Below are 25,992 nucleotides of genomic sequence, written 5' to 3'. Positions count from 1 at the left end.
GGAGTGATTTGGTATGTCAACCTGCCGCCCTGACAGGAGGACCGATGGCGCTGCTGTACGAGCGGATCAGTGCGCACGTGTTCGAGGAGATCCGGAGCGGAGCGCTGGGTCCGGGGGACCGGGTCGCGTCGGAGATGGAACTGGCGGCGCAGTTCGAGGTCAGCCGGATCACGTCCAAGCGGGCGCTCGAGGTGCTGCGTGAGGCGGGGCTGATCGAGCGGGTCCGGGGCAAGGGTTCGTTTGTCGTCCAGGACCTGCCGGATCTGGAAGGGGTCACCACGCCGTTGCGCGGCCGGATCGCCGCGCGCCCGGCGCGGTCCCGTCCGCGTCCGGCAGCGATCGGGCTGGTCATTCCTGACGTGTCCGAGGCGTACGGGCTCGAACTGCTGCGCGCGATCGAGGAACGCTGCGCCGACCACGGCGCCCACCTGCTCGTACGCCGTACGCGCGGCAGCCAGTCCGACGAGGAGCAGGCGGTCGACGCGCTGGTCGCGTCCGGCGAGGTCGACGGGATGATCGTGTTCCCCGTGCACGGGGACTACTACAACGCGAGCCTGCTGCGGCAGGTGCTCGACGGGTATCCGATCGTCCTGGTCGACCGGCATCTGTCCGGCATCCCGGTCTCGGCCGTGCACACCGACAACGTCGCGGCGTCGCGAGCGCTGACCGAACGGCTGCTCGAACTCGGTCACCGCCAGATCGCCTTCGTCTCGCCGCCTCCGCAGAACACGTCGAGCATCGAGGAGCGGCTGGAGGGTTTCCTGGCCGCCTTCGCCGGGCGTGAACCCGGTCGGTATCAGGCCCACCAGTTGACGTCACTGCGCAGCACTCTGCCCGGATCGTTCAGCCGGGAGAGCGTTCTCGCTGATCTCGACAGGATCCGCGCCTTCCGCGCCGAGGTGCCCGAAGTGACCGCGTACGTCGCCTGCGAGTACAACCTCGCGCGGATGCTGGACCGGGCCTTCGACCGGCCGCACGGCTTGGTCATCGCGTGCTTCGATTCGCCCGGCGACCCGATCACCGGTTCGCCGTACCTGCACGTCCGGCAGGATCAGCAGGAGATGGGCCGGCAGGCGGTCGACCTGCTGGTGGCGCGGGTGCGGGGTGAGTCGGTGCCGAACCTCTCGCTGGTTCCGTTCGAGCTGGTCGATGCCGACGACAACTGACAGGCGGCGGGGCTCGATGCTGACTTTCGGCAGTACTGACGTGGCGCGGCGACTGTGTAGCGTCGGAGCGTGACGTGGCGACGCGCGGGCGACTTCGGGCTGTGGGCCGGTCTGTCGCTCCTGGTGATCGCGGAGAGCGGTACCCGCGGTGATCCGTACTGGCTGATCGCCGGCTGCGTCGCGCTGCTGGCCGCCGCCGTGCTGCTCCGGCGGTCCCGGCCGCTGATCGCGCTCTCCGCGGTGATGCTGCCGGAGGCCGTGATCGTCGCCTTCACGATGGATACGACGTCCGGCACGCCGATCGCGCTGATCCCGGCGATCTCGCTGCTCGCCTACCTGGCCGGACGGCGGGAGACGCAGCTCAAGTACTTCGTCGCGCTGACGAGCGGGTCGCTGCTGCTGTTGCTGGTCCTGCGGCTGGTCCTGTTCCGGAACACGGCGTTGTCCGCCGCGGTGCTGAACTGGCTGGCGATCCTGCTGATGGCACTGGTGCTGTTCGTCCTGCCGTGGTTGATCGGCCGCTACCGGGCGCAGCAGGCCTTGCTCACGACCGCGGGCTGGGAACGCGCCGAGCGGATCGAACGCGAGCAGCGGATGGAGATCGAGCAGGTCCGGCTCAGGGAGCGCTCGCGCATCGCCGAGGACATGCACGACTCGGTCGGCCACGAGCTCAGCCTGATCGCGCTCCGCGCCGCCGCGCTCGAGGTCGACGCCGAACTGCCCGAGCGGCACCGGCGGGCCGCGACCGAACTGCGCGAAGCGGCCGCCGCGGCGACCGAGCGGCTCGGCGAGATCATCGGCGTACTGCGGGACGCGGACGCGCAGGCGCCGGTCGTCCCGAGCGACGAGTCGGTGGCCGAACTGGTCGACCGGGCGGCGGCGTCCGGGCTGGCGGTGCGCCTGGTGCAGGAAGGTGCGGCGGAGGCGTCGCCGATGGTGGACCGCGCGATCCATCGGGTCGTGCAGGAGTCGCTGACCAACGCGAGCAAGCACGCACCGGGTGCGGAGGTCGTCGTCGCCCTGACTCGCGGCGAGGACGAGGTGGTCGTCCGGATCACCGACAGCGGTGCGACCCGGTCGGTGCCGGAGGGCGTTCCGTCGAGTGGCACCGGGCTGGCGGGGTTGGCCGAGCGGGTACGGCTCGTGGGCGGCACGCTGACGGCTGGGCCGCGAGGCAGTGGGACTGTTTCGTCGATCGGCTCGCCAGGTTCCGAGGGTGAGCACGAGGGGGTCGTTCCGTCCGCGCGTGGGTTCGAGGTGATCGCGCGGGTTCCCCGGGCCGGTGGACGGCCGGAGACGGGGCGGGACGCGGTCGTTGAGGCAACGACTGAGCGGTCGGCGACGGCGGACGAGCGGGACGTCGTACGGCGTCGCGCCCGGCGAGGGCTGATCACGGCGCTGCTGGTGCCGACCGTGCTCGGGGCGGTGATCGGGGTGATTGCCTTGGGCTACTACTTGGTGGCCGGGTACAACTCGGTGCTGCCGCCGGAGCGGTTCGACGCGTTGCGGATCGGGCAGAGCCTCGCGGAGGTCGAACCGGTGCTGCCGCGGATGCAGATGATCGACCCACCGACCGAGCGAGCGGACCAGCACGACGGCTGGACCTGCCGGTTCTACCGGCCTGACGGACCGTTCTCGATCAATTACGCCTACCGGCTGTGCTTCGAGCACGATCGCCTGGTCGCCAAGGAGATCGTGCAGACCGGCTCGGTCCGGCCGACGATCGAGGGGTCCACGCCGACCGGACCAACGCCGGCGAAGGAAAGAACACGGTGAGCCGGCGCGGCGAACGAAAAGCACCCGGCGACCGGCGCGGCGAAGCAAGCAGCACGATGACCGGCGTCCTGCCGGCGAAGGAGACCACAAGATGATCCGGGTCCTGCTGGCCGACGACGAGGCGATGGTGCGGGCCGGGGTGCGGGCGATCCTCGCCTCGGACGACGGCATCGACGTGGTGGCCGAAGCCGGCGACGGGGCCGAGGCGGTCGAGCTGGTGCAGCGGCACCGGCCCGACGTCGCCGTGCTCGACATCCGGATGCCGCGCATGGACGGGCTCGCGGCCGGCGCGGAGATCCGCCGGAGCGTGCCGGAGACCGCGGTGGTGATCCTGACGACGTTCTCCGAGGACGCCTACATCGCGAAGGCGCTGGGCGACGGCGCCAGCGGATTCCTGCTGAAGTCGGGCGATCCGCGCGAGCTGATCGCCGGGTTGAAGGCGGTCGCCGACGGTGCGGCGTACCTGTCGCCGAAGATCGCTCAGCGGGTGATCGCCGAGCTCGGCGCGGGCGCCGGGGGAGGGCGGATGGCGCGGGCCGCGGAGGCGAAGGAGCAGGTCGACGTGCTGAGTCCTCGCGAGCGCGAGGTGCTCTCGCTGGTCGGCGCCGGGCTGTCGAACGCCGAGATCGCCGCCCGGCTCTACCTGGTCGAGGGAACGGTCAAGGCCTACGTCAGCGCCGTCCTGACCCGCCTCAACGTGAAGAACCGGGTCCAGGCCGCGATCATCGCGTACGAAGCCGGTCTGGTCTCCTGAGCCGGCAGGCGATTCCGGCTGCCGGGCTCTGACCGTTGGTCAAGCCGCCAGTGGGTACTGGCGGCCCGGTGGCCGGAAGGGGGCGCCGACGCTCCGGCGGGTGACGCCGGATGGACACTTGGTCATGGGATAGTGGGACCTCCCGGGGGAACGTGACCCGGGATGGACCAGCAGAGCCGGGGCGGGCGGCACCGCCTCGTCGAGAGAATCAGGGGACCCAGGTCGTGACCGACTCGCACAACTCCGGACAGCACAAGGACCGGGAAGCGGCGGCGGCCGAGGTCCGAAGGATGTGGCAGCCGACGCCGTCCTGGAGCCAGCCGGACCCCGGCGCCCAGCCCGAGACCGAGCCGGCCGACGACAGCAAGGACGCGCTCAGCCAGGAGTTGCCGGGCGACGCGTGGTCGGCTCACAGCCAGCCGGGCCAGGCCACGCCGTACGGCGGCCACGGCTCCCAGGCCGACCCGGGCACAGCCGGTACGCCGGGCGCCCACAGCGCCGGTGCGCACAGTGCCGGATCTTCGAGCGCCGGAGCCCACAGCGCGAGCAGCGCTGAGCAGCCCGACCCCTGGGGCTCCAGCAAGGCGAGCGCTCCGGAGTCCAGCTCGTGGAGCACCGCCAACCCGGGCTCGGCCACCGGTGCGCCGACCGGGACGCCTGCCGCTGACTCCTGGACGCAGCCGGCCGAGCCTGCCGAGCCGCCGGCCCCGCAGCTGTCGCCGACCGCCCAGCAGTTCTTCCCGCAGGGCATTCCGAACCAGCACCCCCAGCCGCCGCAGCGTGAGGTCTCCTACCGCGCCGACGAGCTGATCCAGGCGCTGCCGTTGCCGCGCGAGGCTCCGGCCGAGCGTGGTGTGCGCAGCGTTCTGCGGATGCGTCCGGGCAGCGCCGAGCGGGCCGAGCGGATAGCCCGGGCGACGGCCGCGACCGCGTTCCGCCGTCCAGTGACGATCACCGTGGCCAACCCCAAGGGCGGCTCGGGCAAGACGCCGACCACGCTGCTGCTGGCCGGTGCGCTCGGCCAGGCCCGCGGTGGCGGTGTGGTCGCCTGGGACAACAACGAGCTGCGCGGCAACATGCACCTGCGCACCCACGACACCAACGCCCGCTCCACCGTGACCGACCTGCTGCAGGCGATGCCGATGCTGACCCAGCCGGACGCCCGGCTCGGTGACGTCGCGGCCTACCTGCGGCACCAGGTGGCCGGCCAGTACGACGTGCTGACGTCCGCGACCACGACGTACTCGCAGATCGAGGCCAAGGACTTCGACCAGATCCACCGGCTGCTGAGCCGCTTCTACAAGGTGCTGGTGATCGACACCGGCAACAACGAGGGCTCCAGCAACTGGCGCGAGGCGATGAAGGCGTCCGACGCGCTGGTCATCCCGATCAAGTGGAAGAGCCTGTCCTGCGCGGCCGCCGTACAGATGCTGGAGGAGCTCGACCACCAGGGCCCGGAGGCGCAGCGCCTGATCCGGCGCGCGGTGATCGCCGTCAGCAACGGTCCCGGCGACGTGAACAAGGAGGTCGAGAAGCAGCTGCGCCCGTACTTCGAGTCGCGCGCCGCCGCGGTCGTCGACATCCCGACCGACCCGCACATCGCCGCCGAGGGCGCGCTGGACCACTCGGCCCTGCAGCCGGCCACCCGGCGCGCCGGTCTGGAGCTGGCCGCCAAGGTCGCCGAGCAGATCACCATCGCGCTGAACGTCCCGCGCTGACCGAACAGCACGAAGGGCTCCGACCACCTCTGGTCGGAGCCCTTCGCTGTTGTCAGGCGTCGTGGCGCTGCAGGATCCGGAGTCCCAGGGCCAGCCCGCCGATGGCCCACGCGACCAGTACGGCGAAGCTCAGCGTCGGCGCCATCAGGTCGGTCGAGCCGCTGAGGAACGCCTCGCCGGCACCACCGGGGAGCAGGCCAGCCAGCCACTGCAGCGCCCGGATGCTGCTCTGCCCGAGCATCAACGGCACGACCAGTAGCAGGAGGAACGCGACGGTCAGTGTGCCGGCGGTGTTCCTGATCACGAACGCGATGCCCGCGGTGAACAGCCCAGCCAGCAGGGAGTACGCACCGATCTTCGCCAGGTCTGTGACGAGCTCCGACGCGGTCCAGTCGGCCCACTGGCCGGCGGCGAGTCCAGCTCCGATGGCGGCGACCAGACCGAGCAGAGCGCCGTACACGAAGAGCACGGGAGCCAGTACGAGGGTTTTGCCGAGCAGCACGTCGCGGCGTACCGGTGTCCACTGCAACGTGCTGCGGATGCTGCCGGTCGCGTACTCCGACGTGACCGGGACCATCGCGAAGGCCGCGATGACCACCTGCACGATCATCAGTGCCCCGATCGCCATCTCACCGACCGCGGCCGGCTCGACCACCTGACCGGGTCCGGGGTTCTCACGCTCGTACGCCGCGCTGAAGCCGAGCTGCAGTCCCAGCAGGCCGGTCAGCGCGATCGCGCCGATCACGTTCAGCCAGGAGGAGCGGACCGACCAGAGCTTGGTCCACTCCGCGGCCATCGAGCCGCGCAGGCCGCCGGGTGTCGACCTGTGGTCCACGGTGATGGTTGCCGTACTCATCGCTCTCCTACGGTCGTGAGCTCGGTCTCGACCTCGACCTCAGCTCGAGGGGTACGCCGCTTGCGGCGCTGGTGCCGGACGACCTCGACGATCGCCGTGACGGCGAGGGCCAGGCCGATGCCGAGCAGGACACCCTTGAGCGGGTTGTCCTCGAACGCCTTGCCGCCCAGGTAGCCGACCAGCGAGCAGTACAGGCCCCAGCTGATCGCCGCGAGGCCGGCGAAGAACGTGAACTTGCGGGCCGGGTAGCGCACCGCGCCCATGGTCAGCGTGACGGCGGTGCGGCCGCCGGGGACGTAGCGGGCGACCACCAGCACCAGTCCGCCACGTTCTTCCAGCGCGTTGCGGGCCCACAAAGTCATGGCGTGCCGCTTGGTGCCTGGCTTCGCCCGGTCGATCAGGCGGCCGCCCGCACCCCGGCCGAGGAAGTAGGAGACGTGGTCGCCGACGAACGCACCCGCCGCGGCGATCGCGATCACGCCGTACAGGTTGGGCTCGCCGGTGGCGGCGAACACCCCAGCCGTGACGACCAGCGTCTCGCTGGGGATCGCCGGGAAGAAGCCGTCGAGTGCCGCGAAGCCGAACAGGGCCAGGTAGATCCACCAGGACGACATCAGCTCTTCGGTGAAGTGCAGGATCGCGTCACCCATCACGCCACCTCGGCAGCGACGCCGTACTGGACACTGTCGGCCGTGAGCTCCATGTAGGCCTCTTCCAGCGACGCCTGCTGAGTGGACAGCTCATGCACCCGTACGCCGAGCTCGTACGCCAGGTCACCGACCCGCTCGACCGGTATGCCGCTGACGATCAGCTGGTCGGCCTTCGACTCCACCTGCTCGGCCTCACTGGTCAGCCGCTCGCGCAGTACGGCGCGACCGGCCGCGTCGGGCACTCGGACGCGCACGGTGGCGCGGGAGGATCCGGCGATCACCGAGGCGGTCGGTGCGTCGGCGATCAGCCTCCCGCGACCGATCACCACGAGCTGGTCGGCGGTGAGCTGCATCTCGCTCATCAGGTGGCTGGACACGAACACCGTCCGGCCCTCCGCGGCGAGCGAGCGCATCAGCTGCCGGACCCAGCGCACGCCGTCCGGGTCGAGACCGTTCACCGGCTCGTCGAACATCAGGATCTCCGGGTCGCCGAGCAGCGCGCCGGCGATGCCGAGCCGCTGGCCCATGCCCAGCGAGAACTGCCCGGCGTGCTTGCCGCCGACCTCGTCGACCCCGACGATGCGCAGTACTTCGTCGACCCGGCTGACCGCGATGCCGTTGCTGCGGGCCATCGCCACCAGGTGGTTGCGCGCGGTCCGGCGGGGGTGCAGCGCCTTCGCGTCGAGCAGCGCGCCGACCTTGGCCAGCGGAACCGGCCATTCGGCGTACGGGCGGCCGTCGACCAGCGCCCGGCCGGTGGTGGGGCGGTCGAGGCCGAGGATCATCCGCATCGTGGTGGACTTGCCGGCGCCGTTCGGGCCGAGGAAGCCGGTCACCCGTCCGGGGAAGATGGTCAGGTCGAGCGCTTCGACGGCGGTTGTCGTGCCGTAGCGCTTGGTGAGTCCTTCGAGGGTGATCACGGATGCCCTTCCGGTTCCTGGAGTGTGCTTCGAACCTAGGAACCGCGAGGGGGTGCGCACATCGGACCAACGGCTGCAGGCACCCCCGACTTTCGTCAGGTCCGGGCTACGACTCCGGGATCGCGGCCTGGCCTGTGGATGGCGTGTCAGGCGTCCGCGCCGAACTCGATACCATCACTGCGTGACCGGCAGCTGGGCCGGTCACGGACTCGAGGAGTGCAACGTGTCGGAAGTCAAGGTCCACCTGATCGGCGTCGAGGGCGAGGCTGAGCGGAGTGTGACCGAGACGACGACGATCGGGGAGCTGTTCGCCGAGCTGTTCGGCCAGGACCGCTCCGCCATCGCCGCTCGGGTCAACGGTGAGCTGCGGGACCTGTCCCGGGTCGTCGCCGACGGGGACGAGATCGAGCCGGTGAAGGCCGGGTCGGACGACGGCCGGGCGATCATCCGGCACTCCACCGCGCACGTGCTGGCCCAGGCGGTGCAGGAGCTGTTCCCGGAGGCGAAGCTGGGCATCGGCCCACCGGTCGAGAACGGTTTCTACTACGACTTCGACGTGCCGACCCCGTTCACGCCGGAGGATCTGGGCAAGCTCGAGAAGAAGATGCAGCAGATCATCAAGGAGCGGCAGCGGTTCAGCCGCCGGGTGGTCTCCGACGACGACGCGCGCGCCGAGCTGGCCGCCGAGCCGTACAAGCTGGAGCTGATCGGGATCAAGGGCTCCGCGTCCGACGCGGCCGAGGGCGCCTCGGTCGAGGTCGGTGGCGGCGAGCTGACCATCTACGACAACGTCCGGCGTGACGACAGCGTCGCCTGGAAGGACCTGTGCCGCGGGCCGCACGTGCCGGCGACCGGTTACCTGGGCAACTTCAAGCTGATGCGGACGGCGGCGGCGTACTGGCGGGGCAGCGAGAAGAACCCGCAGCTCCAGCGGATCTACGGCACCGCCTGGGAGTCGCGCGACGAGCTGAAGGCGTACCTGACCCGGCTGGAGGAGGCCGCCAAGCGCGACCACCGCAAGCTCGGCACGGAGCTCGACCTGTTCAGCTTCCCCGACGAGATCGGCTCCGGGCTGGCGGTGTTCCACCCCAAGGGCGGCGTGCTGCGCAAGGTGATGGAGGACTACTCCCGCCAGCGCCACGTCGAGGACGGCTACGAGTTCGTCTACTCGCCGCACATCACCAAGGCGCAGCTGTTCGAGACCTCGGGCCACCTGGACTGGTACGCCGACGGCATGTACCCGCCCATGCACCTGGACGAGGAGCGCGGACCGGACGGCGAGATCCGCAAGCAGGGGCAGGACTACTACCTCAAGCCGATGAACTGCCCGATGCACAACCTGATCTTCGACGCGCGCGGCCGGTCGTACCGGGAGCTGCCACTGCGGCTGTTCGAGTTCGGCACGGTGTACCGGCTGGAGAAGTCCGGCGTGATCCACGGCATGACCCGGGCCCGCGGCTTCACCCAGGACGACGCGCACATCTACTGCACCCGCGAGCAGATGCGCGACGAGCTGAAGAACCTGCTCACGTTCGTACTCGGGCTGCTGGCCGACTACGGTCTGGACGACTTCTACCTCGAGCTGTCGACCAAGAACCCGGAGAAGTTCGTCGGGTCCGACGAGGTCTGGGACGAGGCGACCGAGACGCTGCGCGAGGTCGCCGAGTCGTCCGGGCTCGAGCTGGTCCCTGACCCGGGCGGCGCGGCCTTCTACGGGCCGAAGATCTCGGTGCAGGCCCGGGACGCGATCGGCCGGACCTGGCAGATGTCGACGATCCAGCTGGACTTCAACCTGCCCGAGCGGTTCGAGCTGGAGTACACCGCCTCCGACGGTTCGCGGCAGCGGCCGGTGATGATCCACCGTGCGTTGTTCGGCTCGATCGAGCGGTTCGTCGCGGTGCTGACCGAGCACTACGCCGGGGTGTTCCCGCCGTGGCTGGCGCCGGTCCAGGTGATCGGCATCCCGATCACCGACGGGCACGTCGACTACCTGTTCGAGATCGCGCGGCAGCTCAAGGCGCAGGGCATCCGGATCGAGGTCGACGCCTCCGACGACCGGATGCAGAAGAAGATCCGCAACGCCCAGAAGGCCAAGGTCCCGTACATGCTGATCGCCGGCGACGAGGACATGGCGGCCGGCTCGGTGTCGTTCCGCTACCGCGACGGCTCGCAGAACAACGGCATCCCGATCGCGGACGCGATCGCCGAGATCGTCGAATCGGTCGAGAAGCGCATCCAGGTATGACCGAGAGCGGACCCACACCGCCGGGCGGCGAGGAGCCTGGACCTCCGCCGCCGCCCTGGCCGTGGCCGCACGGCGAGGCCGCGCCGACCGCGGGTGATTCCGGGGCGGGCGAGTCGGTGGATGACAGCTCCGTGGCGGAGGGGTGCGAGGGCGGCCGTGGGGGCGCGCCTGGGTCGCCGTACGAGCCGGAGGACGTGGGGGAGCAGGACGGGGTCGGGGATCCTGATCCGTTCCTGCGGTTGTGGACTCCGCATCGGATGGCCTACATCGCCGGGGAGAACAAGCCGACCAGCGGTGACGCCGGGGACGGCTGCCCGTTCTGCCGGATCCCGGCGCTGTCCGACGCGGACGGGTTGATCGCGCGGCGCGGCGAGGCGGCGTACGCGGTGCTGAATCTGTATCCGTACAACCCCGGTCATCTGATGGTGGTCCCGTACCGGCACGTCGCCGACTACACCGATCTGACCCCGGACGAGGTCGCCGACGTCGCCCGGCTCACCCAGCAGGCGATGCGCGCCGTCCGCACGGTCTCGGCCGCGCACGGCTTCAACGTCGGCATGAACCAGGGCGACGTGGCCGGTGCCGGGATCGCGGCGCATCTCCACCAGCACGTGGTCCCGCGCTGGGGTGGCGACACCAACTTCATGCCGGTCATCGGCCAGACCAAGGTCCTGCCGCAGTTGCTCGCCGACACGCGGGCGCTGCTGGCCAAGCACTGGCCGTCGAGCGACTGACCGCCGCCGGGTTCGAACTGTTGATTCCGCGGCCGGTCAGCAGATGACGCGTGGTCAGCGGAGGAACAGTGGCAGCAGCGGCTCGACGATGTCGAGCAGGGCCTGGAGGGAGATCTCGCGCGGTGGATCGGTGAGCGCACTGACCCGGACCACCCGCCGACCCTGCCGGAAGACCAGCTCGCCTTGGTCCGGCAGATAGTACCCGGGCCCTCCGATCGGCGCCGGCCGCGGCAGGGGAGTCTGTCGTGCTTCGGGAATCGAGTCGGTGTGCAGGGACTCGACGATCGCGACCGTCGTGTCGCCCGTGCCCCAGATGCACGTCAGCGCACCGTTCACCCGGTAGTCACGCCGCAGCTGGACATGCACGCCAATGAATTGTTCCGCCATCGCGTAGGCCGGCTGGCACGCGGCGTCGGACTGCCGGGCCGGCCGGATCACCTGCCGTACGACGTGACGAACCGACACCGCAACCCGGAGCAGCTCACCGTCGGGCAACCCGGAGACGGTGGTGACGCGCACGATCCGGCTCGCGGTCTCGAAGACGATGGCCCGGCCGCTAGTCCGCGCGCCGGGTCCGAGGTCGCGGGCCGCTCCGCCGAGCTTCTCGGCCGGTTCGAACATGCCGAGCGTGTTGGCGACCCGTTCGAGGGTGCCGGGGGCAACCGCCAGTGCGCTGACTCCGATGACGACCGGTAGCCCGCCGACCACGAGCGTGCACAGGTCGAGGGCGGGCAGGCCGCCGTCGTTCCAGCCGTACGGCTTGGCCGTCCAGGTGCTGCTCGGACGCCTGACGAGATTGGCGGGCCCGGCGACCGCCGTACAGGCGTGGTGACCGGGTTGCCCGGCGGTGCCGTCGAGTCCTTCTGGTTGCGGTGGGGCGAGCACCGTCGGCACGGGGATGGCTGGGCGGGGAGCCTCGGGTGGCGGCTCGCTGGCGCGGCGCGCGACCGAGCAACCGGTCAGCAGGGCGCCGGCCAGGACCAGTCCGGTCAGCCGTCGACGCAGGGCGGTTCGGCGTACCGGTCGGGCTGTGCGCATGGAGGCCTCCGCGGCCGGGGAGCGAGGCCGGCTCTGCCCATGGTGCGCCTCCGGAGCAGCGCTTCGCCAGTGCTTCCCGAGCGGGTGGACAGGGCTCCGGAGTGTCTCAGTCACCGGATGGAGATCCGGCTGGACTACGATCGCGTCGCCATGCTTAACAGATTCCGTCAGTTCTGGACCAAGGTGATCGCGCCGATCGCCACCCTTCTGCTGCGCCTCGGGGTGAGCCCGGACGCGGTCACCCTGGTCGGCACGTTCGGTGTCGCCGCGGGTGCGCTGGTGTTCTTCCCGCGCGGCGAGCTGTGGATCGGCACGCTGGTGATCACGTTGTTCGTGTTCTCCGACCTGATCGACGGCCACATGGCCAGGACGTCGGGCACGTCGTCGAAATGGGGCTCGTATCTGGACTCCACCCTCGACCGCCTCGGCGACGGCGCGGTCTTCGGCGGGTTGGTGCTGTTCTACGCCAACTCCGACGCCGGCGACTCGACGGTGATGACCGCGGTCACGCTCTGGGCGCTCGTGATGGGCGCGACCACGTCGTACGCCCGGGCCAAGGCCGAGAGCCTCGGGCTGCAGGCCAGCGGCGGTCTGGCCGAGCGCTCCGATCGGCTGGTGCTGGTCCTGGTAGTCGGCTTCTTCTCCGATGTGCTGAACGTGCCGATCCTGCTGCAGATCGTTCTGTGGTACCTGGCCGTCGCCAGCACGATCACCGTCGTCCAGCGCAGCCTGTCGGTCCGCAAGCAGGTTCTGGCCGACCCGGCCAATGCGGGCCTCGGTACGCCGCCCGCTGCGGGTGGTGCGCCGGCGGGCAACGCCGCGACCCAGCCGGGCAATGGTTCGCCGCGAGGCGCCGCGCCCCAGCCGGACAGCGGATCGGGTCCGGGTGCCGCGACCCAGGCCGACAGCGGCTCGGCGTCGGGCACCGCGACCCATGGAAACGGCGGCTCGCTGCCGGGGCCCGCGACCCAGGCCGACGGTGGTTCGGCACGGGGTTCGGCGACCGGCGGGACCGACTTCGGCGGGGACCGTCGTGGTGGCGAGCGGGGAGACGGGCCGGACGGCCCCGGGTCCTCTCCGAGCGTCTGAGTCGTGGACGGGCTGCGCCAGCGGGCGATCGACCTGGCCTTCGCGCTCGGCTGGGCTTTGGTACGGCGCCTGCCGGAGCCGGTGGTGACCTGGTTGTTCACCCGTGCCGCCGATGTCGTCGTACGCCGTGACGGTTCGGGCGTCCGAAGGCTGCGCGGCAACTTGGCAGTGGTCTGCCCGGACGCGTCGGCCGAGCAGCTGCACTCGCTCGTCCGGGCGGGCATGCGGTCGTACCTGCGCTACTGGCAGGAGGCCTTTCGTCTGCCCGACTGGTCGGACGAGCGGATCGTCGGCCGGGTTCGCACGGTCAACGAGGAGCGGCTGCGGGACGCGCATGCGGCCGGCAAGGGCGTGATCTGCGCTCTGCCGCATCTCGCGAACTACGACCACGCCGGCGCCTGGGCGGGCCGGACCGGGATGCCGGTGTCGACCGTCGCCGAGCGCCTTCGTCCGGAGTCGCTGTTCGATCGGTTCGTCGCCTACCGGGCCAAGCTGGGCATGGAGGTCCTGCCGCTGACCGGCAGCGACGAGCACGTGTTCGGCGTACTGGCTGAGCGGCTGCGGGCCGGCGGGTTCGTCTGCCTGGTCGCCGATCGCGATCTGTCCGAGCGCGGGGTGCCCGTCGAGTTCTTCGGCCGGAAGTCGCGGATGCCGGCCGGTCCGGCCGCGCTGAGCGTTCGGACCGGCGCACCGCTGATCCCGGCGACGCTGCATTACGACGGCCCTGATCTCGTGATCACCTTCCATCCGGCGATCGACCGCACCGGCGGACCGGCGACCATGACCCAGCGCTGCGCCGACGCGTTCGCCACCGGCATCGCCACCCATCCGCAGGACTGGCACATGCTGCAACGCATCTTCGTGGACTGACCGGTGAAGATCGGCGTGGTCTGCCCGTACTCGCTCGGTACGCCGGGGGGAGTGCAGAACCACGTCCGCGACCTGGCCGAGGCCTTGCTGGCTCGCGGTCACCAGGTGTCCGTGCTGGCTCCGGTCGACGACGACCAGGCGCCGCCGTACGTGGTGTCGGCGGGGCACGCCGTCGGCGTTCCTTACAACGGATCCGTCGCGCGGGTGACCTTCGGTCCGCGGACGGCGGCCCGGGTGCGGAACTGGCTCGCCGACGGGCAGTTCGACGTCGTGCACGTGCACGAACCGACCACGCCGAGCACGTCGATCATCGCGCTGTGGGCCGGCGACGGGCCGTTCGTCGCGACGTTCCACACCTGGCAGGTCCGCTCGCGCGCGATGAGCGCCGCGTCCGGGTTGCTGCGGCCGGCGCTGGAGAAGATCGACGCCCGGATCGCGGTGTCGGAGAACGCGCGCTCGATGATGGTCCAGCACATCGGTGGCGAAGCCGTCGTGATCCCGAACGGCCTGTACGTCGACAAGTTCGCCGGGCGGATCCGGCCGCAGTGGCAGGGGGCGGACGGCACGATCAGCTTCCTCGGGCGGATGGACGAGCCGCGCAAGGGGCTGGCCGTGCTGCTCGCGGCGGTGCCGGCGCTGGTGACGCGGTGGCGCGACCTGAAGGTGCTGATCGCCGGGACCGGTCAGGGGGACGAGGCGCGGCGGTCGCTGCCGCCGTACTGCCGGGACAACGTGATCTTTCTCGGTGCGGTCGACGACGAGGCGCGGGCGGACATGCTGGCCGGTTCGGATGTTTTTGTCGCGCCGCATCTGGGCGGCGAGAGCTTCGGGATCGTGCTGCTGGAGGCGATGGCCGCGGGGGCGCCGGTGGTCGCGAGTGATCTCGCGGCGTTCCGGCAGGTGCTCGACGGCGGACGGCTGGGGGAGCTCTTCGAGCCTGGATCGCCGGATGCGCTGGTGGCCGCGTGCACGCGGTTGCTCGGCGCGCCCGGCGAGCGCGAGAAGCTGCGAGCCTCCGGCCTCGCGGCCGTACGGCGCTACGACTGGTCGACCCTCACCGACGAGATCCTCGCGGTGTACGAACTCGTCGCCCGCTGACCGCCCGCAGCACGGAAAGTCCCGGCGACGTCAGCTGGGAGGGGTGCGGAAGGTTTCGAGCAGCGTCGCGCGGGACTCCGGGGTGAGGGCGTCGGCAGGGAGCGCTTCCAGCGCCTGGGCGGTCCGGCGGATCTGGTCGAGGTAGCGGTCGCAGCCGTCGCAGTCGGCCAAGTGGTCGACGAAGGCCTGCTCCTCGGCCGGGGTGAGAGCGCGCTCCAGGTACGCCGTCACCTGCTCGACGAACTGCCGGCACTCGAGTTCGTTCACGACGTCGCCTCCTGCGTGTAGTACTTCTCCAGTTTGCCCCGCACGAACGCGCGAGCCCGATGCAGCAGAACCCGCTGGTTCGCCGCCGTGATGTCCAGCAACTCGCAGACCTCCTCCGACGACCAGCCCTCGGCGTCCCGCAGCGCGATCACGACCCGCTGCCGTTCAGGCAACTCGGCCAGCGCTGCGACGAGCAACTCCCGAACTTCCTGTCCCAGCACTCCGCTCTCCGGGGCCGGCCACACCGCCGGCGCTTCCCACCAATGCCCCGGAAACGGATCGTTCGCCGACTGGAACCGCCGCGGATCGACCGTCGGCTCGCCGGAACCGGTGTCCTGCACCTCGTCGGTAGGGATCATCCGGTGCTCCCGGGCGCCGCGCCGCTTGGCCGTGTTGGTGAGGATCCGGTAGATCCAGGTCCGCAGCGACGAGCGGCCCTCAAAGCGGTCGATGCCCTCGATCACGGCGAGCCAGGTCTCCTGTACGACCTCGGCGGCGGACTCCTCGGTGGAGACGTAGCTGCGGGCCAGGCGGTGCATGCCGCCGGACCAGCGGTCGAGAACGAGCGCGAACGCGCTCTCGTCCCGGTCGCACAGTCGGCGGACCAGCACGCTGTCCACGGGGAGGTCGTCCATCGACTCAGGCTAGTGTCCGAGCGGGGCGAGACCGGGAGAGCGCGACCCAGAGCAGCGCTGCCCCGGCCAGAAGCACCGCGCCGGCGAGCAACCACGCGGCGGTGTACACGTCGGCCTGCTGCGTGACAGCGCCGAAGCCGAGCGCGAACGGGAGGAACAGGATCCACGAAACCGCACTGATGCCCGACGCGACGCCGGTGCGGATGGTCGAGTCGACGGCGTCGTGCACCAGATGGCTGACGTGGATGCCGATCACGACGACGAGCAGGGTCAACGTCGTGATCGCCGCGGTCAGCGCGGCCAGGCTGCCACTGGTCAGCAGTACGGCGGAGCAACCCACCATCACCGCCACGACTGTTGCTGCTGGCAAACGTTTGTGGAGGTGCAGCCGCCCGGCCAGCAGGCCGCCGAGGCCGAGGGCGCCGACGACGCCGGCCCAGAACGGCCCGTAGTACCCGGCCGGCGCGGACAACTCGATCAGCCACAGCGGTCCGAACTCGTACATCGCCTGCAGGATCGCCGCCGCCGTCACCGCGGCCGCCGCGATCGGGACCAAGCGGCCACGATGCAGGATTGCCCGGGCGGTGGTCCGGAGGTGCTCGCGCAGCGGAGAGCGCTCACCCGCCCGGTGCAGCAGCGGCTCGTGAAACCGGGAGAGCGCGATCAGCGACGCCAGCACGAAGGGCAGCGTCACGAAGTACGTCAGCCGGGTCGACGCCGCGGCCGCGATCCAGCCGCCGGCCAGCGCGCTGGTGAGCAGGGCGGCGCTCTCGATCAGGCGGATCCGGCCGATCTCCCGCTCGTACGCCGTACTGGTGCCGGTCTCCTCGAGCACGGTGTCGTAGACGATCGCCTCGACGGTGCCGGAGTAGAGCGCGAAGTACAGGCCGAGCACCAGCGCGGCGACGATGTAGGTGACGACGTTCTGGCTCAGCGCGCCGATCAGGACCGCGACCAGCAGCGCGATCCCGGCCAGGCCGAGCACACCGCGGCGCGACCAGCGATCGGCCAGGACGCCGGACAGCACCTCGGCGACCGGGATCAGCCCGGCGTACGCGGCGGCCATCACGCCGATGGTCGCCGCCTCGAAGCCGATCTCGGTCATGAACAGCTTCTCGACCGGGACCCAGAACCCGACCGCCTGCAGGAACGCCATCACCCGCAATGGGGTCAGGCGGCGCCGCAGAGATCGGGAGATCGCGCTCTCCGGCCGTTGCCGGTCGGTGGTTGCAGTCGGTGCGGTGCTGGTCGCGGTCGGCATGACGCCCCCGGGGTGGGTTCGAGAGTTCCTGTCACCGGTTCAGTGTCAGGAGACCCCGGAGGCGTTACAGCGGTGTTCGGCGAGCGGGCAGGTCAGCGGAGTTCGGCTGCTGTCGCCGCGATGCTGTCCGCGTCACCCGGCGTCGGGTGCCAGGGAAGCCGGAGCGGGTCGTCCTTGTAGCGCGGTACGACGTGCAGGTGGGTGTGGAAGACGCTCTGCCAGGCGTCGGCACCGATGCAGCTCAGCAGGTTCGCGCCGTCGGCGTCGAGGCGGTCGATCACCCGGCTGACCAGCGACTGGGCGAGCAGCGTGGCGGCGGTGAGGTCTTCCGCGTCGGTCTCGCGCAGGTCGGTCGAGTGCGCGCGCGGGACGACGAGCAGGTGTCCGCGGGTCGCCGGGTTGATGTCCATGAACGCGATCGCCCGCTCGTTCTCGGCCACCTGCTGGGACGGGATCGAACCTGCGACGATCCCGCAGAAAAGACAGTTCTCGGTCATGCGCCCACCCTAAAGCCGCCCGTCACCGGCTCGGTGCAGCCCGACGAGGTGGCGCGGACGACCGACGACAGGCGGACTGCGGCTGGCTTAGACTGCGCGGGCCGGAGTCCGGGTTGGTCGAGTGGCCGGCCGGTTCCGGTGGGGTGAGGCGGAGAAGGGGATGGGATGGCGGACGAGCTGCTGCGGCCGACGATCGTGGCGAACGTCGATCTGTCGGTGCGGCCCTGGCGGCTGATGTCGCAGGCGTACGTCGCGTTCTTCGGCGGGGTGATCGCGGTGACGGTGATCGCCTGGCTCAACGCCCGCCGGCTCGGCGTCGGTGCGGCTCAGCAGCGCCTGATCCTCGGCGTCGGCGCCGTCGCCCTGGTCGTCTCTGCGGCCGTGGTCGTGCTGCTGACCGATGGCGACGCCGACAGCGGGCTGCGCGTGGCGACCCGCGTCGTCGCGGTCCTCTGCTGCCTGGTGCAGCTCCGGCTGCAGCGGCCGATGGATCGCGCGTTCCAGCTCCGTGGCGCCGACTACAGGTCGTTGTGGGGGCCAGGGATCGCCGCGGTGATCGGCCTCGGCCTGCTGGAAGTCCTGCTGCTCGCCGGTGTGGCGGTGGCGCTGTGAGCGAACCGACCGAGGCCCGGCTCCAGATGGCCGGCCACTGGCTCCAGATCGGGCACCCGGAACGCGCTCTGTCCGAGTTGCAGGGTCTGTGGGGCGACGGCGCCCTCGACTACCGGGCCTACCTGTTCCGCGGCGCTGCCCTGCACGCGCTGGACCGGAACACCGAAGCGATCGACGTACTGCGGGACGGCCTCGGCCACCACGGCCCGTTCCTGCCGCTGCTGCAGATCCTGGCGGCGGCGCTGCGCGCGGAGGGCAGGCTGCCCGAAGCCGAGGCGGCGCTCCTGCAGGGCCTCAGCCTGAACCCGAACGACCCCGACCTCCTGCTCGGCTACGCGATGGTCTGCCTGTCGGCCGGGCAGGCGGAGAAGGCGAGCGCCCTGGTCGAGCGCGCCGCCTCCCAAGCCCCGGAGAGCGCCCAGGTGTCGGCTGCCCGCGCACAGGTGGCGTTTGCCCTGGGCAAGGATCGGGACATGCACCGGCACTCCGAGAAAGCGCTCTCTGCCGATCCCGAGGATCCCGCCGCGCGGGCCCTGCACGGCACGTCCGCCATGCTCACCGGCGACCCGAACGCCGGATACCGCTCTCTGGCGTCCGCGGCCGCCGCCGACCCCGGCGACGCCGACCTGCGCGAGGCGGCCCGCGAAGCCCGGCTCGCGAACCACCCGCTGATGCGTCCGCTGCGGCCCTTCCAGCGGTTCAACCCGCTCGTGGTCTGGATCGGCGCGGTCGCCGTCATCTACGGCCTGCGCCTGGCCGGGCTGTGGCCGCTCGCAGTGGTGGCCACCGTTGGCTGGTTCACCTTCTGTGTCTACTCGTGGGTGGCGCCGCCGTTGCTGCGCCGCTGGATCAACCGGAACTGGTGACGATGACGAACGACCGGATCTCCGCGCTGCGCAAGGCGGTCGAGGCCAATCCCGACGACGTCCTGCTCCGGCTCGTGCTGGCCGAGACCCTCGTTGCCGCCGGGGAAACCGAGGCCGCGCTCGACCAGTACGTCGTACTGCTGGATCAGCAGGGCCTGCCCGAGGACCAGCTCACCGTGGTCGGCGAGCTCGCGGCGGCCAACGGGCGGCTCGCGTTGCTGCGCAGCTGCCTCGAGGCGGCGCGACAGGCCGGGGTCGTCGAGGGCACCGGCCGGCTCCAGCAACTGGTCGACGAGATGATCTCGACCCGGACCGGCGTCAAGGTGAAGGTCGGCCCGGAGGAGACCGGTGACGGCTTCGTCAGCGACGCGCCGAAGGAGTCGACGACCTTCGATCAGGTCGGCGGCATGGACGAGATCAAGCGGGTGATCCACCGGATGGTGATCCTGCCGCTGAGCCGTCCGGAGCTGTACCAGAAGTACGGCCGGCGCTCCGGCGGTGGCGTGATGCTCTACGGCCCGCCCGGCTGCGGCAAGACGCTGCTGGCCCGGGCGACCGCGGGGGAGTGCGGGCTGCCGTTCGTCAACGTCCGGATCGAGGACGTGATGGACCCCTATCTCGGGGTTTCCGAGCGCAACCTGCACGAGGCCTTCGAGCGGGCGCGGGCGAACTCGCCGTGCGTGCTGTTCCTCGACGAGCTCGACGCGCTCGCCTTCGCGCGGCACAAGCACGGCGGGTCGGAGGCGCGGCGGCTGGTCGACGTCCTGCTGCAGGAGCTGGACGCGATCGGTTCGGACAATGAGGGTCTGCTGGTGATGGCCGCGACCAACGCGCCGTGGGACGTCGACGAGGCGATGCTGCGGCCGGGACGCTTCGATCGCGTGATCTTCGTTCCGCCGCCGGACGAGCAGGCCCGGGCCGACATCTTGTCCGTGGTGCTGAAGGACGTGCCGTCGGCCGGGCTGGACCTGAAGTCACTGGCCGCGCGGACACCGATGTTCAGCGGCGCGGATCTGCGCGCGCTGGTCGAGCGCGGGGTGGACGGCGTGATCGACGAGGCGCTGGCCACCGGTGGTGAGCCGCCGCTCGCGATGCAGCACCTGGACAGAGCGCTCCCCGCGGTCAAGCCGTCGACGCTGGACTGGCTGCACCGGGTCCGCTCGTACATCGAGTTCGCCAACCAGTCCGAGCGGTACGACGACGCCGCGGCGTACCTGAAGTCGAAGGACGTCCGGCGCCGGCTCTCCTAGCCCTTCACCTTCGCGGCGGCCGAGTCGGGCATCGGCTCGTACCGGGCGAACGAGCGGGTGAACGACGCGGCGCCGTGCGACAGCGAGCGCAGATCGATGGCGTAGCGGGTGATCTCGGCCTGCGGGACCTCGGCCTTCACCAGCGTCCGGTCGTCGCCGACCTTGTCGGTGCCGAGCAGCCGGCCGCGGCGTCCGGACAGGTCGCTCATCACCGCGCCGACCAGGTCGTCCGGCACCAGCACCGACACCAGGTCGACCGGTTCGAGCAGGTTGATCTTCGTCGCGTTCGCCGCCTCGCGCAGCGCCAGTGCACCGGCCATCTGAAACGCCATGTCCGACGAGTCGACGCTGTGCGCCTTTCCGTCCAGCAGCGTCACCTTGATGCCGACCACCGGATAGCCCGCGCCGACACCCTTCTCCATCTGCGCCCGGACGCCCTTCTCGACGCTGGGGATGAACTGCCGCGGCACCGCCCCGCCGACCACCTTGTCGACGAACTCGAAGTCTGTGCCCTGCGGCAGCGGTTCCACCTCGATGTCGCAGACGGCGTACTGGCCGTGCCCGCCGGACTGCTTGACGTGCCGTCCGTGACCCTTCGCCTTGCCACCGAACGTCTCGCGCAGCGGCACGCGGAGCTCGACGGTGTCCACAGATACGCCGTACCGGTTGGCCAGCGCGTCCAGTACGACGTCCGAGTGCGCCTCGCCCATGCACCACAGCACGATCTGGTGGGTCTCCGGGTTCTGTTCGATCCGCAGCGTCGGGTCCTCGGCCGCGAGGCGTTGCAGCCCGCCGGACAGCTTGTCCTCGTCGGTCTTGGCCCGGGCCTGGACGGCGATCGGCAGCAGTGGTTCGGGCATCGTCCAGGGCTTCAGCACCAGCGGGTCGGACTTGTCGGACAGCGTGTCCCCGGTTTCCGCGCGGGTCAGCCGGCCGATCGCGCACAGATCGCCGGCGACCACGGCCGAGGCCGGTCGCTGCTGCTTGCCGAGCGGGAACGACAAGGTCCCGATCCGTTCGTCCTCGTCGTGGTCGGCGTGGCTGTTGCCCTCGCCGAAAAACGACGTGAAATGGCCCGACACGTGAACCGTCGTGTCGGGCCTGATGGTGCCGGAGAACACCCGGACCAGGCTGACCCTGCCGACGTACGGGTCCGACGTCGTCTTCACCACCTCGGCCAGCAGCGGTCCGTCCGGATCACAGGTCAGCTTGCCTTTCGAGACGCCGTGCGGAGTGAACACCTCGGGCAGTGGGTGCTCCAGCGGCGACGGGAACCCACTGGTCGCGATCTCCAGCAGCTCGAGCGTGCCGACGCCGGTCCCGCTGCAGACCGGGATGGCGGGGAAGAACGAGCCGCGCGCCACCGCGCGTTCGAGGTCCTCGATCAGCACGTCCTGGTCGATCTCCTCCCCGCCGAGATAGCGCTCCATCAGGGACTCGTCCTCGGACTCCTCGATGATTCCCTCGATCAGGCTGCCCCGGTGCTGCTCGATCAGCTCCGCGTACGACGCGTCGGGCGGGTGCGTGCTGCGCTTGCCGTCGGCGTACTCGTAGTGGGTCTGGGAGAGCAGGCCGATCACGCCCTGGCCGGCCGGGAAGTAGAGCGGCAGGACCTTGTCGCCGAACGCGTTCTGGGCCGCGGAGAGCGCGTTCTCGTAGTTCGCGCGGGCGTGGTCGAGCTTGGTGATCACCACCGCGCGCGGCATGCCGACCTGGTCGCACTCCTGCCACAGCGCCTTGGTCGGTTCGTCGACTCCCTCGTTGGCCGGGATCACGAAGAGAGCGCAATCCGCCGCTCTCAGGCCGGCCCGCAGCTCGCCGACGAAATCGGCGTACCCGGGGGTGTCGATCAGGTTGACCTTGATTCCGTTGTGCAGCAGGGGGGCCAGTGCGAGGCCGACCGAGCGCTGCTGCCGGATCTCGGCGTCCTCGCAGTCGCACACCGTCGTCCCGTCGACGACGGTGCCGGCTCTGGTCAGCACTCCGGAGGCGACCAGCAGCGCCTCGACGAGAGTGGTCTTGCCGGCGCCGGACGGACCGACGAGCACGACGTTGCGAATGGCGGCGGGACTGTCCGCACCCGGCGCGCCCTGGGAAGTGTTCGTCTTGTCTGCCATGACGTTCCTCCTGTTCGTCCACCATTCCCCGAAGCAGCCGCCGAGCACAAGAGCTCCGTGAGAGACCGCCCGGCAGCGATCGGGGCTCAGGCGCCGGCGCGTTGGGTGACGGCGATGCACGCCAAGACGACAACAGCCGCGATCGGCGCCAGGACGGGCAAGTGCTCGCCCATCAGCAGGACGGACCAGACCAGCGTGATCAGCGGCTGGGCGAGCTGCAGCTGGCTCGCCTTCGGTACGCCGATCGCGGCCATCCCGCGGTACCACACGACGAACGCACCGAACTGGGAGATCGCCGCGATGTAGCCCATGCCGGCGATCGCCTTGGTCGTCAGGTGCACCGGTTCGGCCGGGAGAGCGCTCGCTGTGACCAGCACGGAAACCGGGAGGGCAGCGACGACGCCCCAGGCGATCACCTGCCAGCCGGGCAGGTGCTGAGCGAGCCGGCCACCTTGCGCGTAGCCCGCGGCGCACACGATCAGGGCGCCGAAGAGGTAGAGGTCGCCGATGGTGGGCAGGCCGTGGCTCTGCTGCAGCGTGAAGGCGGCGACAGTGAGCGCACCAAGACCCGCGGCGGTCCAGAAGGTGCGGGACGGCCGGCGACCGGTGATCAGCGACGAGATCACGACGGTCGCCAGCGGCAGGATTCCGATCACGACGGCCGAGTGCGCGGTGGTGGAGGTCTGCAGCGCGAGGGTCGTGAGCAAGGGGAACCCGATCACGCAGCCGCCGGCGACGGTGAGCAGACCGGCCCAGTGCCGGCGGTCGGGCAGGGGCACGCGAGTGACGAACAGGCAGACGGCGGCGATGACCCCGGCGAGCAGTGCGCGGATGCCGGTCGACGTCCACGGGCCGAAGCCGTCCAGCGCCCACACGGTCGCCGGGAAGCTGAGCGAGAAAGCGACAACGGCGGCCGCGGCCAGCGAAGTACCGGTCCGGACTGATATCGCGGGAGCGCGAGTAGCGCTATCTTGTGCTGTCATGAACGACGGTAGCAGTGGTGATCGGCTGGTGGTTGCGCTGCGGGCCGAGCTCGATCGCTACTCCGAAGGACAGAAGCTCCCGTCGAGTCGCGCGCTGGTGACGCGGTACCAGGTGAGTCCGGTGACGGTGTCTCGGGCGATCTCCGCGCTGGTCGCGGAAGGGCTGGTCGTCTCGCGTCCCGGAGCTGGGGTCTTCAAAGTGGCCGGGCGAGCGGTCGCCGTACCGGGGGATGTCTCGTGGCAGGAAGTCGCGCTCAGCGCTGACCCGCCGCATGCCTCTGTCGACGTCGGCCCTCGGGCCGCGGACGCCGCTGGGTTGCTGGCGACGCTGACCGCGCCGCCGCCGGAGGTCATCGATCTGAACGGCGGATACCTGCACGCGGCGCTTCAGCCCGAGCGGGCGTTGGCCGGTGCGCTGGCGCGGGCCGGTCGTCGGCCGGGGACCTGGGCGCGCCCGCCGGTCGAGGGACTGACCGAACTGCGGGAGTGGTTCGCCCGGGACGTTGGGGGGCCGGGTGGTTCGCTCGACGGGTCGGATGTGCTGATCACCGCGGGCGGTCAGAACGCGCTCTCTGCTGCTCTTCGCGGGTTGGCCGCGCCCGGTTCGCCGGTGCTGGTCGAGTCGCCGACCTATCCGGGGATGCTCGCGATCGCACGCGCCGCGGGGTTGCGGCCCGTGCCGGTGCCGGTCGACGCGGACGGCGTGCGGACCGATCTGCTCGCTGACGCTTTCGAGGCCACGCGCGCTCGGCTCTTCGTCTGCCAGCCGCTCTTCCACAACCCGACGGGCAGTTGCCTCGCCGCCGAGCGTCGTACGGCGGTGATCGAGATCGCGCGATCCGCCGGGGCCTTCGTCGTCGAGGACGACTTCGCGCGCCGGCTCGTGCACGCCGACTGCGAACCGCTCCCGCCGCCGCTGGCCGGTGACGATCCCGACGGTGTCGTGGTCCACGTCCGTTCGCTGACCAAGGCGGCGTCGCCGAGCCTTCGCATCGCCGGACTGACCGCGCGGGGGCCGGCCTTCGAACGGTTGCGGGCGATCAACGCCGTGGACACCATGTTCGTCCCGCGGCCGTTGCAGGAGACCACGCTGGAACTGGTCGGCTCGCCCGCCTGGTCGCGTCATCTCCGAACACTCGCCCAAGCGCTGCAGGATCGCCGTACGACGTTGCTGTCGGCGCTGGGGAGTTCGTTGCCGGAGGTCGTGCCGGTCAATCCGCGCCGGGGTGGTTATCACTTGTGGCTCCGGCTCCCGGAGGGAACCGAAGAACGCGCTCTCTCGGCTGCGGCGCTGCGCCATGGCGTGGCGGTCACCGCCGGCGCGGCGTACTTCAGCGCCGAGGTGCCCGCGCCGCATCTCCGCCTGAGCTATGTCGGGACTCCAGGCACGGCCCAGCTCGAGGAAGGCGTCCTTCGGCTTCGTCGAGCTTTTGGTTAACCGGCCTCGCCGCGTTGGCTGGTCAGTGCGGCGACAAGAGTTCGCAGGTCCTCAGGGTGCAGGCGGGTGGTAGTGAGCTGGGTTCGGACCGTTTCGAGCTCCGTGGTCGCCTGCGTGGCCTTGAGTTGGAGTTGCTCGGTGCGGGAGCGGAGAGCGTCGAGATCGGCGCGGGTCTGGTCGTGGCTGATGGTGAGTTGCTGGAAAGCCTCTGCTTGAGCTGACTGGGCCGCCTCGGCGCGGAGGCGGGCGGCTTCGGACTCCTGGGCCTTGCGTTCTTGCGCGGAGAGCTCGTTCTGGAGAACTTGCAGCTCGGCCCGTGCGGCTTCCAGGTCGGTACGACGGGATGCTTCGGCTTCGCGGGCGGCGTCTCGTTCGGCGCTGATCGTCTCGCGTTCACTGCGGAGCGTGTCGCGCTCCTGGCGGGCCGCGTCGCGTTCGGCCAGGAGGCGTTCGGCAGCGACGGCGATCTCGCGGAGTTGGCGGTCGGTGCCCGCGGCCCGCTCTGCTTCCTTGGCGGCCTGGGTCTCCGCGGCGCGGCGGGCGTTGACGGCTTCCTCGGCCTGCTGGCGTGCCGCGCCGAGGGCCTCGGTCGCGTCCAGCGCCTGGCGGGCGGCGGCGGAAGCGCGTTCGACTGCCTCGGCGCGCTCTTTGGTGGCGCGCTCGGCGGCGGCCTGGCTCTGGCGGGTTCGGTGCTCGGCTTGTTCGCGGGCTTCTTCGGCGGCCACTCGCGCCTTCTCGGCCTCGGCGACCTGGGCGTTCGCCGTCTCCACGGCCGCGACGGCTGCTGCTTCGACCTCGTCCAGGCGGGTGGTGACGGCTTCGAGAGCGGCGGTGAGCGCTTCCACCGGTCCGCGGACGCTGTCCAGGTGGTCGCGCAGGCGTTCGGCGTCCAGGCGGAAGGTGCTGCTGCCGGCGTCCAGGCCGAGCGCTCCCAGGGCCTCCTTCTCCGCGCGGGCCATCTGCGCGCAGGTCCGGCCGCCTTCCCAGCGGGTGTCCCGGCAGAACGTCCGCGGGCGTCCGCCCTGAAGTCCTGGAGCGGGCAACTCGGCCCGGCACTTGCTGTAGCCGCATCTTCCGGCGTCCACGATCATGCTCAGACCCTAGATGTTGGAGGTTAGAAAACCTGGAAACCGGTTCGGCGTTTCTGACACC

The 25,992-nt window shown here is 70.7% G+C and carries 24 protein-coding genes; 13 read left to right on the top strand and 11 right to left on the bottom strand.

Annotation, left to right across the window (positions count from 1 at the left end; translation table 11 throughout):
* Positions 1 to 44: 44 nt before the first annotated feature.
* From ACQPXM_RS21005 to ACQPXM_RS20990, 4 genes are all read left to right on the top strand, one after another.
* Positions 45 to 1,166, top strand: a complete 1,122-nt coding sequence (locus ACQPXM_RS21005) for a substrate-binding domain-containing protein (RefSeq protein WP_432935568.1) — start codon at positions 45 to 47, stop codon at positions 1,164 to 1,166.
* Between the two features lie 69 nt (positions 1,167 to 1,235).
* Positions 1,236 to 2,942, top strand: coding sequence for a sensor histidine kinase (locus ACQPXM_RS21000; RefSeq protein ID WP_432935566.1), 1,707 nt, complete (start codon positions 1,236 to 1,238; stop codon positions 2,940 to 2,942).
* Between the two features lie 91 nt (positions 2,943 to 3,033).
* A complete protein-coding gene (locus ACQPXM_RS20995; protein WP_077013896.1) occupies positions 3,034 to 3,696 on the top strand; it encodes a response regulator in 663 nt (220 codons plus the stop codon).
* Between the two features lie 224 nt (positions 3,697 to 3,920).
* On the top strand, positions 3,921 to 5,414 hold the full coding sequence (locus ACQPXM_RS20990; RefSeq protein ID WP_432935563.1) for a MinD/ParA family ATP-binding protein: 1,494 nt from the start codon (positions 3,921 to 3,923) through the stop codon (positions 5,412 to 5,414).
* A 52-nt stretch (positions 5,415 to 5,466) separates the two neighbouring features.
* Here the strand turns inward: ACQPXM_RS20990 and ACQPXM_RS20985 are convergent, their stop codons facing one another.
* Genes ACQPXM_RS20985 through ACQPXM_RS20975 form a run of 3 tightly spaced genes read right to left on the bottom strand, consistent with a single transcriptional unit; the run spans position 5,467 to position 7,840 of the window.
* Positions 5,467 to 6,270: an ABC transporter permease gene (locus ACQPXM_RS20985; protein WP_432935561.1), complete on the bottom strand. Its 804-nt coding sequence runs from the start codon at positions 6,268 to 6,270 to the stop codon at positions 5,467 to 5,469.
* Positions 6,267 to 6,920 (bottom strand): DedA family protein, encoded by a 654-nt coding sequence (locus tag ACQPXM_RS20980; RefSeq protein ID WP_432935559.1) that lies wholly within the window; start codon positions 6,918 to 6,920, stop codon positions 6,267 to 6,269. The genes ACQPXM_RS20985 and ACQPXM_RS20980 overlap by 4 nt, the downstream gene beginning before the upstream one ends.
* Entirely contained in the window at positions 6,920 to 7,840 is a 921-nt protein-coding gene (locus ACQPXM_RS20975) for an ATP-binding cassette domain-containing protein (RefSeq protein WP_432935557.1), read from the bottom strand. Before ACQPXM_RS20975 ends, ACQPXM_RS20980 begins: the two co-directional genes overlap by 1 nt.
* A gap of 223 nt (positions 7,841 to 8,063) precedes the next feature.
* Between ACQPXM_RS20975 and thrS the strand changes: the two genes are divergently transcribed.
* On the top strand, positions 8,064 to 10,085 hold the full coding sequence (gene thrS, locus ACQPXM_RS20970; protein WP_432951062.1) for a threonine--tRNA ligase: 2,022 nt from the start codon (positions 8,064 to 8,066) through the stop codon (positions 10,083 to 10,085).
* Positions 10,086 to 10,279: 194 nt separating this feature from the next.
* On the top strand, positions 10,280 to 10,819 hold the full coding sequence (locus ACQPXM_RS20965) for an HIT family protein (RefSeq protein ID WP_432951060.1): 540 nt from the start codon (positions 10,280 to 10,282) through the stop codon (positions 10,817 to 10,819).
* A 54-nt stretch (positions 10,820 to 10,873) separates the two neighbouring features.
* Here the strand turns inward: ACQPXM_RS20965 and ACQPXM_RS20960 are convergent, their stop codons facing one another.
* Positions 10,874 to 11,857 (bottom strand): hypothetical protein, encoded by a 984-nt coding sequence (locus ACQPXM_RS20960; RefSeq protein ID WP_432935555.1) that lies wholly within the window; start codon positions 11,855 to 11,857, stop codon positions 10,874 to 10,876.
* 117 nt (positions 11,858 to 11,974) lie between these two features.
* On the opposite strand from ACQPXM_RS20960, the gene pgsA reads away from it, so the two are divergent.
* The 3 genes from pgsA to ACQPXM_RS20945 are packed head-to-tail and all read left to right on the top strand — an operon-like array spanning position 11,975 to position 14,914.
* Entirely contained in the window at positions 11,975 to 12,946 is a 972-nt protein-coding gene (gene pgsA / locus ACQPXM_RS20955; protein ID WP_432935553.1) for a phosphatidylinositol phosphate synthase, read from the top strand.
* Between the two features lie 3 nt (positions 12,947 to 12,949).
* Positions 12,950 to 13,816 carry a phosphatidylinositol mannoside acyltransferase gene (locus tag ACQPXM_RS20950; protein ID WP_432935551.1) on the top strand — a complete coding sequence of 289 codons (867 nt, stop codon included), beginning with the start codon at positions 12,950 to 12,952 and terminating at the stop codon, positions 13,814 to 13,816.
* Positions 13,817 to 13,819: 3 nt separating this feature from the next.
* Complete coding sequence (locus ACQPXM_RS20945) at positions 13,820 to 14,914, top strand: glycosyltransferase family 4 protein (protein ID WP_432935549.1); 1,095 nt, start codon at positions 13,820 to 13,822, stop codon at positions 14,912 to 14,914.
* A gap of 30 nt (positions 14,915 to 14,944) precedes the next feature.
* Here ACQPXM_RS20945 and ACQPXM_RS20940 read toward each other — a convergent pair whose 3' ends face one another.
* The 4 genes from ACQPXM_RS20940 to ACQPXM_RS20925 form a co-directional block, all read right to left on the bottom strand.
* Positions 14,945 to 15,181 carry an anti-sigma factor family protein gene (locus ACQPXM_RS20940; protein WP_432935547.1) on the bottom strand — a complete coding sequence of 79 codons (237 nt, stop codon included), beginning with the start codon at positions 15,179 to 15,181 and terminating at the stop codon, positions 14,945 to 14,947.
* Positions 15,178 to 15,816, bottom strand: a complete 639-nt coding sequence (locus ACQPXM_RS20935) for an RNA polymerase sigma factor (RefSeq protein ID WP_432935545.1) — start codon at positions 15,814 to 15,816, stop codon at positions 15,178 to 15,180. Before ACQPXM_RS20935 ends, ACQPXM_RS20940 begins: the two co-directional genes overlap by 4 nt.
* 4 nt (positions 15,817 to 15,820) lie before the next feature.
* Entirely contained in the window at positions 15,821 to 17,077 is a 1,257-nt protein-coding gene (locus ACQPXM_RS20930; protein WP_432935543.1) for an MFS transporter, read from the bottom strand.
* Positions 17,078 to 17,169: 92 nt separating this feature from the next.
* A complete protein-coding gene (locus tag ACQPXM_RS20925) occupies positions 17,170 to 17,574 on the bottom strand; it encodes an HIT family protein (protein ID WP_432935541.1) in 405 nt (134 codons plus the stop codon).
* A gap of 165 nt (positions 17,575 to 17,739) precedes the next feature.
* On the opposite strand from ACQPXM_RS20925, the gene ACQPXM_RS20920 reads away from it, so the two are divergent.
* The 3 genes from ACQPXM_RS20920 to ACQPXM_RS20910 are packed head-to-tail and all read left to right on the top strand — an operon-like array spanning position 17,740 to position 20,302.
* Positions 17,740 to 18,186 (top strand): hypothetical protein, encoded by a 447-nt coding sequence (locus ACQPXM_RS20920; RefSeq protein WP_432935539.1) that lies wholly within the window; start codon positions 17,740 to 17,742, stop codon positions 18,184 to 18,186.
* Complete coding sequence (locus ACQPXM_RS20915) at positions 18,183 to 19,052, top strand: tetratricopeptide repeat protein (protein ID WP_432935538.1); 870 nt, start codon at positions 18,183 to 18,185, stop codon at positions 19,050 to 19,052. The genes ACQPXM_RS20920 and ACQPXM_RS20915 overlap by 4 nt, the downstream gene beginning before the upstream one ends.
* Before the next feature lie 2 nt (positions 19,053 to 19,054).
* Positions 19,055 to 20,302 (top strand): tetratricopeptide repeat protein, encoded by a 1,248-nt coding sequence (locus tag ACQPXM_RS20910; protein WP_432935537.1) that lies wholly within the window; start codon positions 19,055 to 19,057, stop codon positions 20,300 to 20,302.
* Here the strand turns inward: ACQPXM_RS20910 and ACQPXM_RS20905 are convergent.
* Together ACQPXM_RS20905 and ACQPXM_RS20900 are read right to left on the bottom strand one after the other, a co-directional pair.
* Entirely contained in the window at positions 20,299 to 22,419 is a 2,121-nt protein-coding gene (locus ACQPXM_RS20905; RefSeq protein WP_432935536.1) for an elongation factor G-like protein EF-G2, read from the bottom strand. The genes ACQPXM_RS20910 and ACQPXM_RS20905 overlap by 4 nt on opposite strands.
* 86 nt (positions 22,420 to 22,505) lie before the next feature.
* Positions 22,506 to 23,402: a DMT family transporter gene (locus tag ACQPXM_RS20900; RefSeq protein ID WP_432935534.1), complete on the bottom strand. Its 897-nt coding sequence runs from the start codon at positions 23,400 to 23,402 to the stop codon at positions 22,506 to 22,508.
* Here ACQPXM_RS20900 and ACQPXM_RS20895 point away from each other — a divergent pair.
* Positions 23,401 to 24,840 (top strand): PLP-dependent aminotransferase family protein, encoded by a 1,440-nt coding sequence (locus ACQPXM_RS20895; protein ID WP_432935533.1) that lies wholly within the window; start codon positions 23,401 to 23,403, stop codon positions 24,838 to 24,840. The genes ACQPXM_RS20900 and ACQPXM_RS20895 overlap by 2 nt on opposite strands.
* Here ACQPXM_RS20895 and ACQPXM_RS20890 read toward each other — a convergent pair.
* Positions 24,837 to 25,931, bottom strand: coding sequence for a hypothetical protein (locus tag ACQPXM_RS20890; protein ID WP_432935531.1), 1,095 nt, complete (start codon positions 25,929 to 25,931; stop codon positions 24,837 to 24,839). The genes ACQPXM_RS20895 and ACQPXM_RS20890 overlap by 4 nt on opposite strands.
* Positions 25,932 to 25,992: the final 61 nt, after the last annotated feature.

Source organism: Kribbella sp. CA-253562 (assembly GCF_050942265.1).
Lineage (GTDB): Bacteria > Actinomycetota > Actinomycetes > Propionibacteriales > Kribbellaceae > Kribbella.
This window is presented reverse-complemented; position numbering and strand designations above follow the sequence as displayed.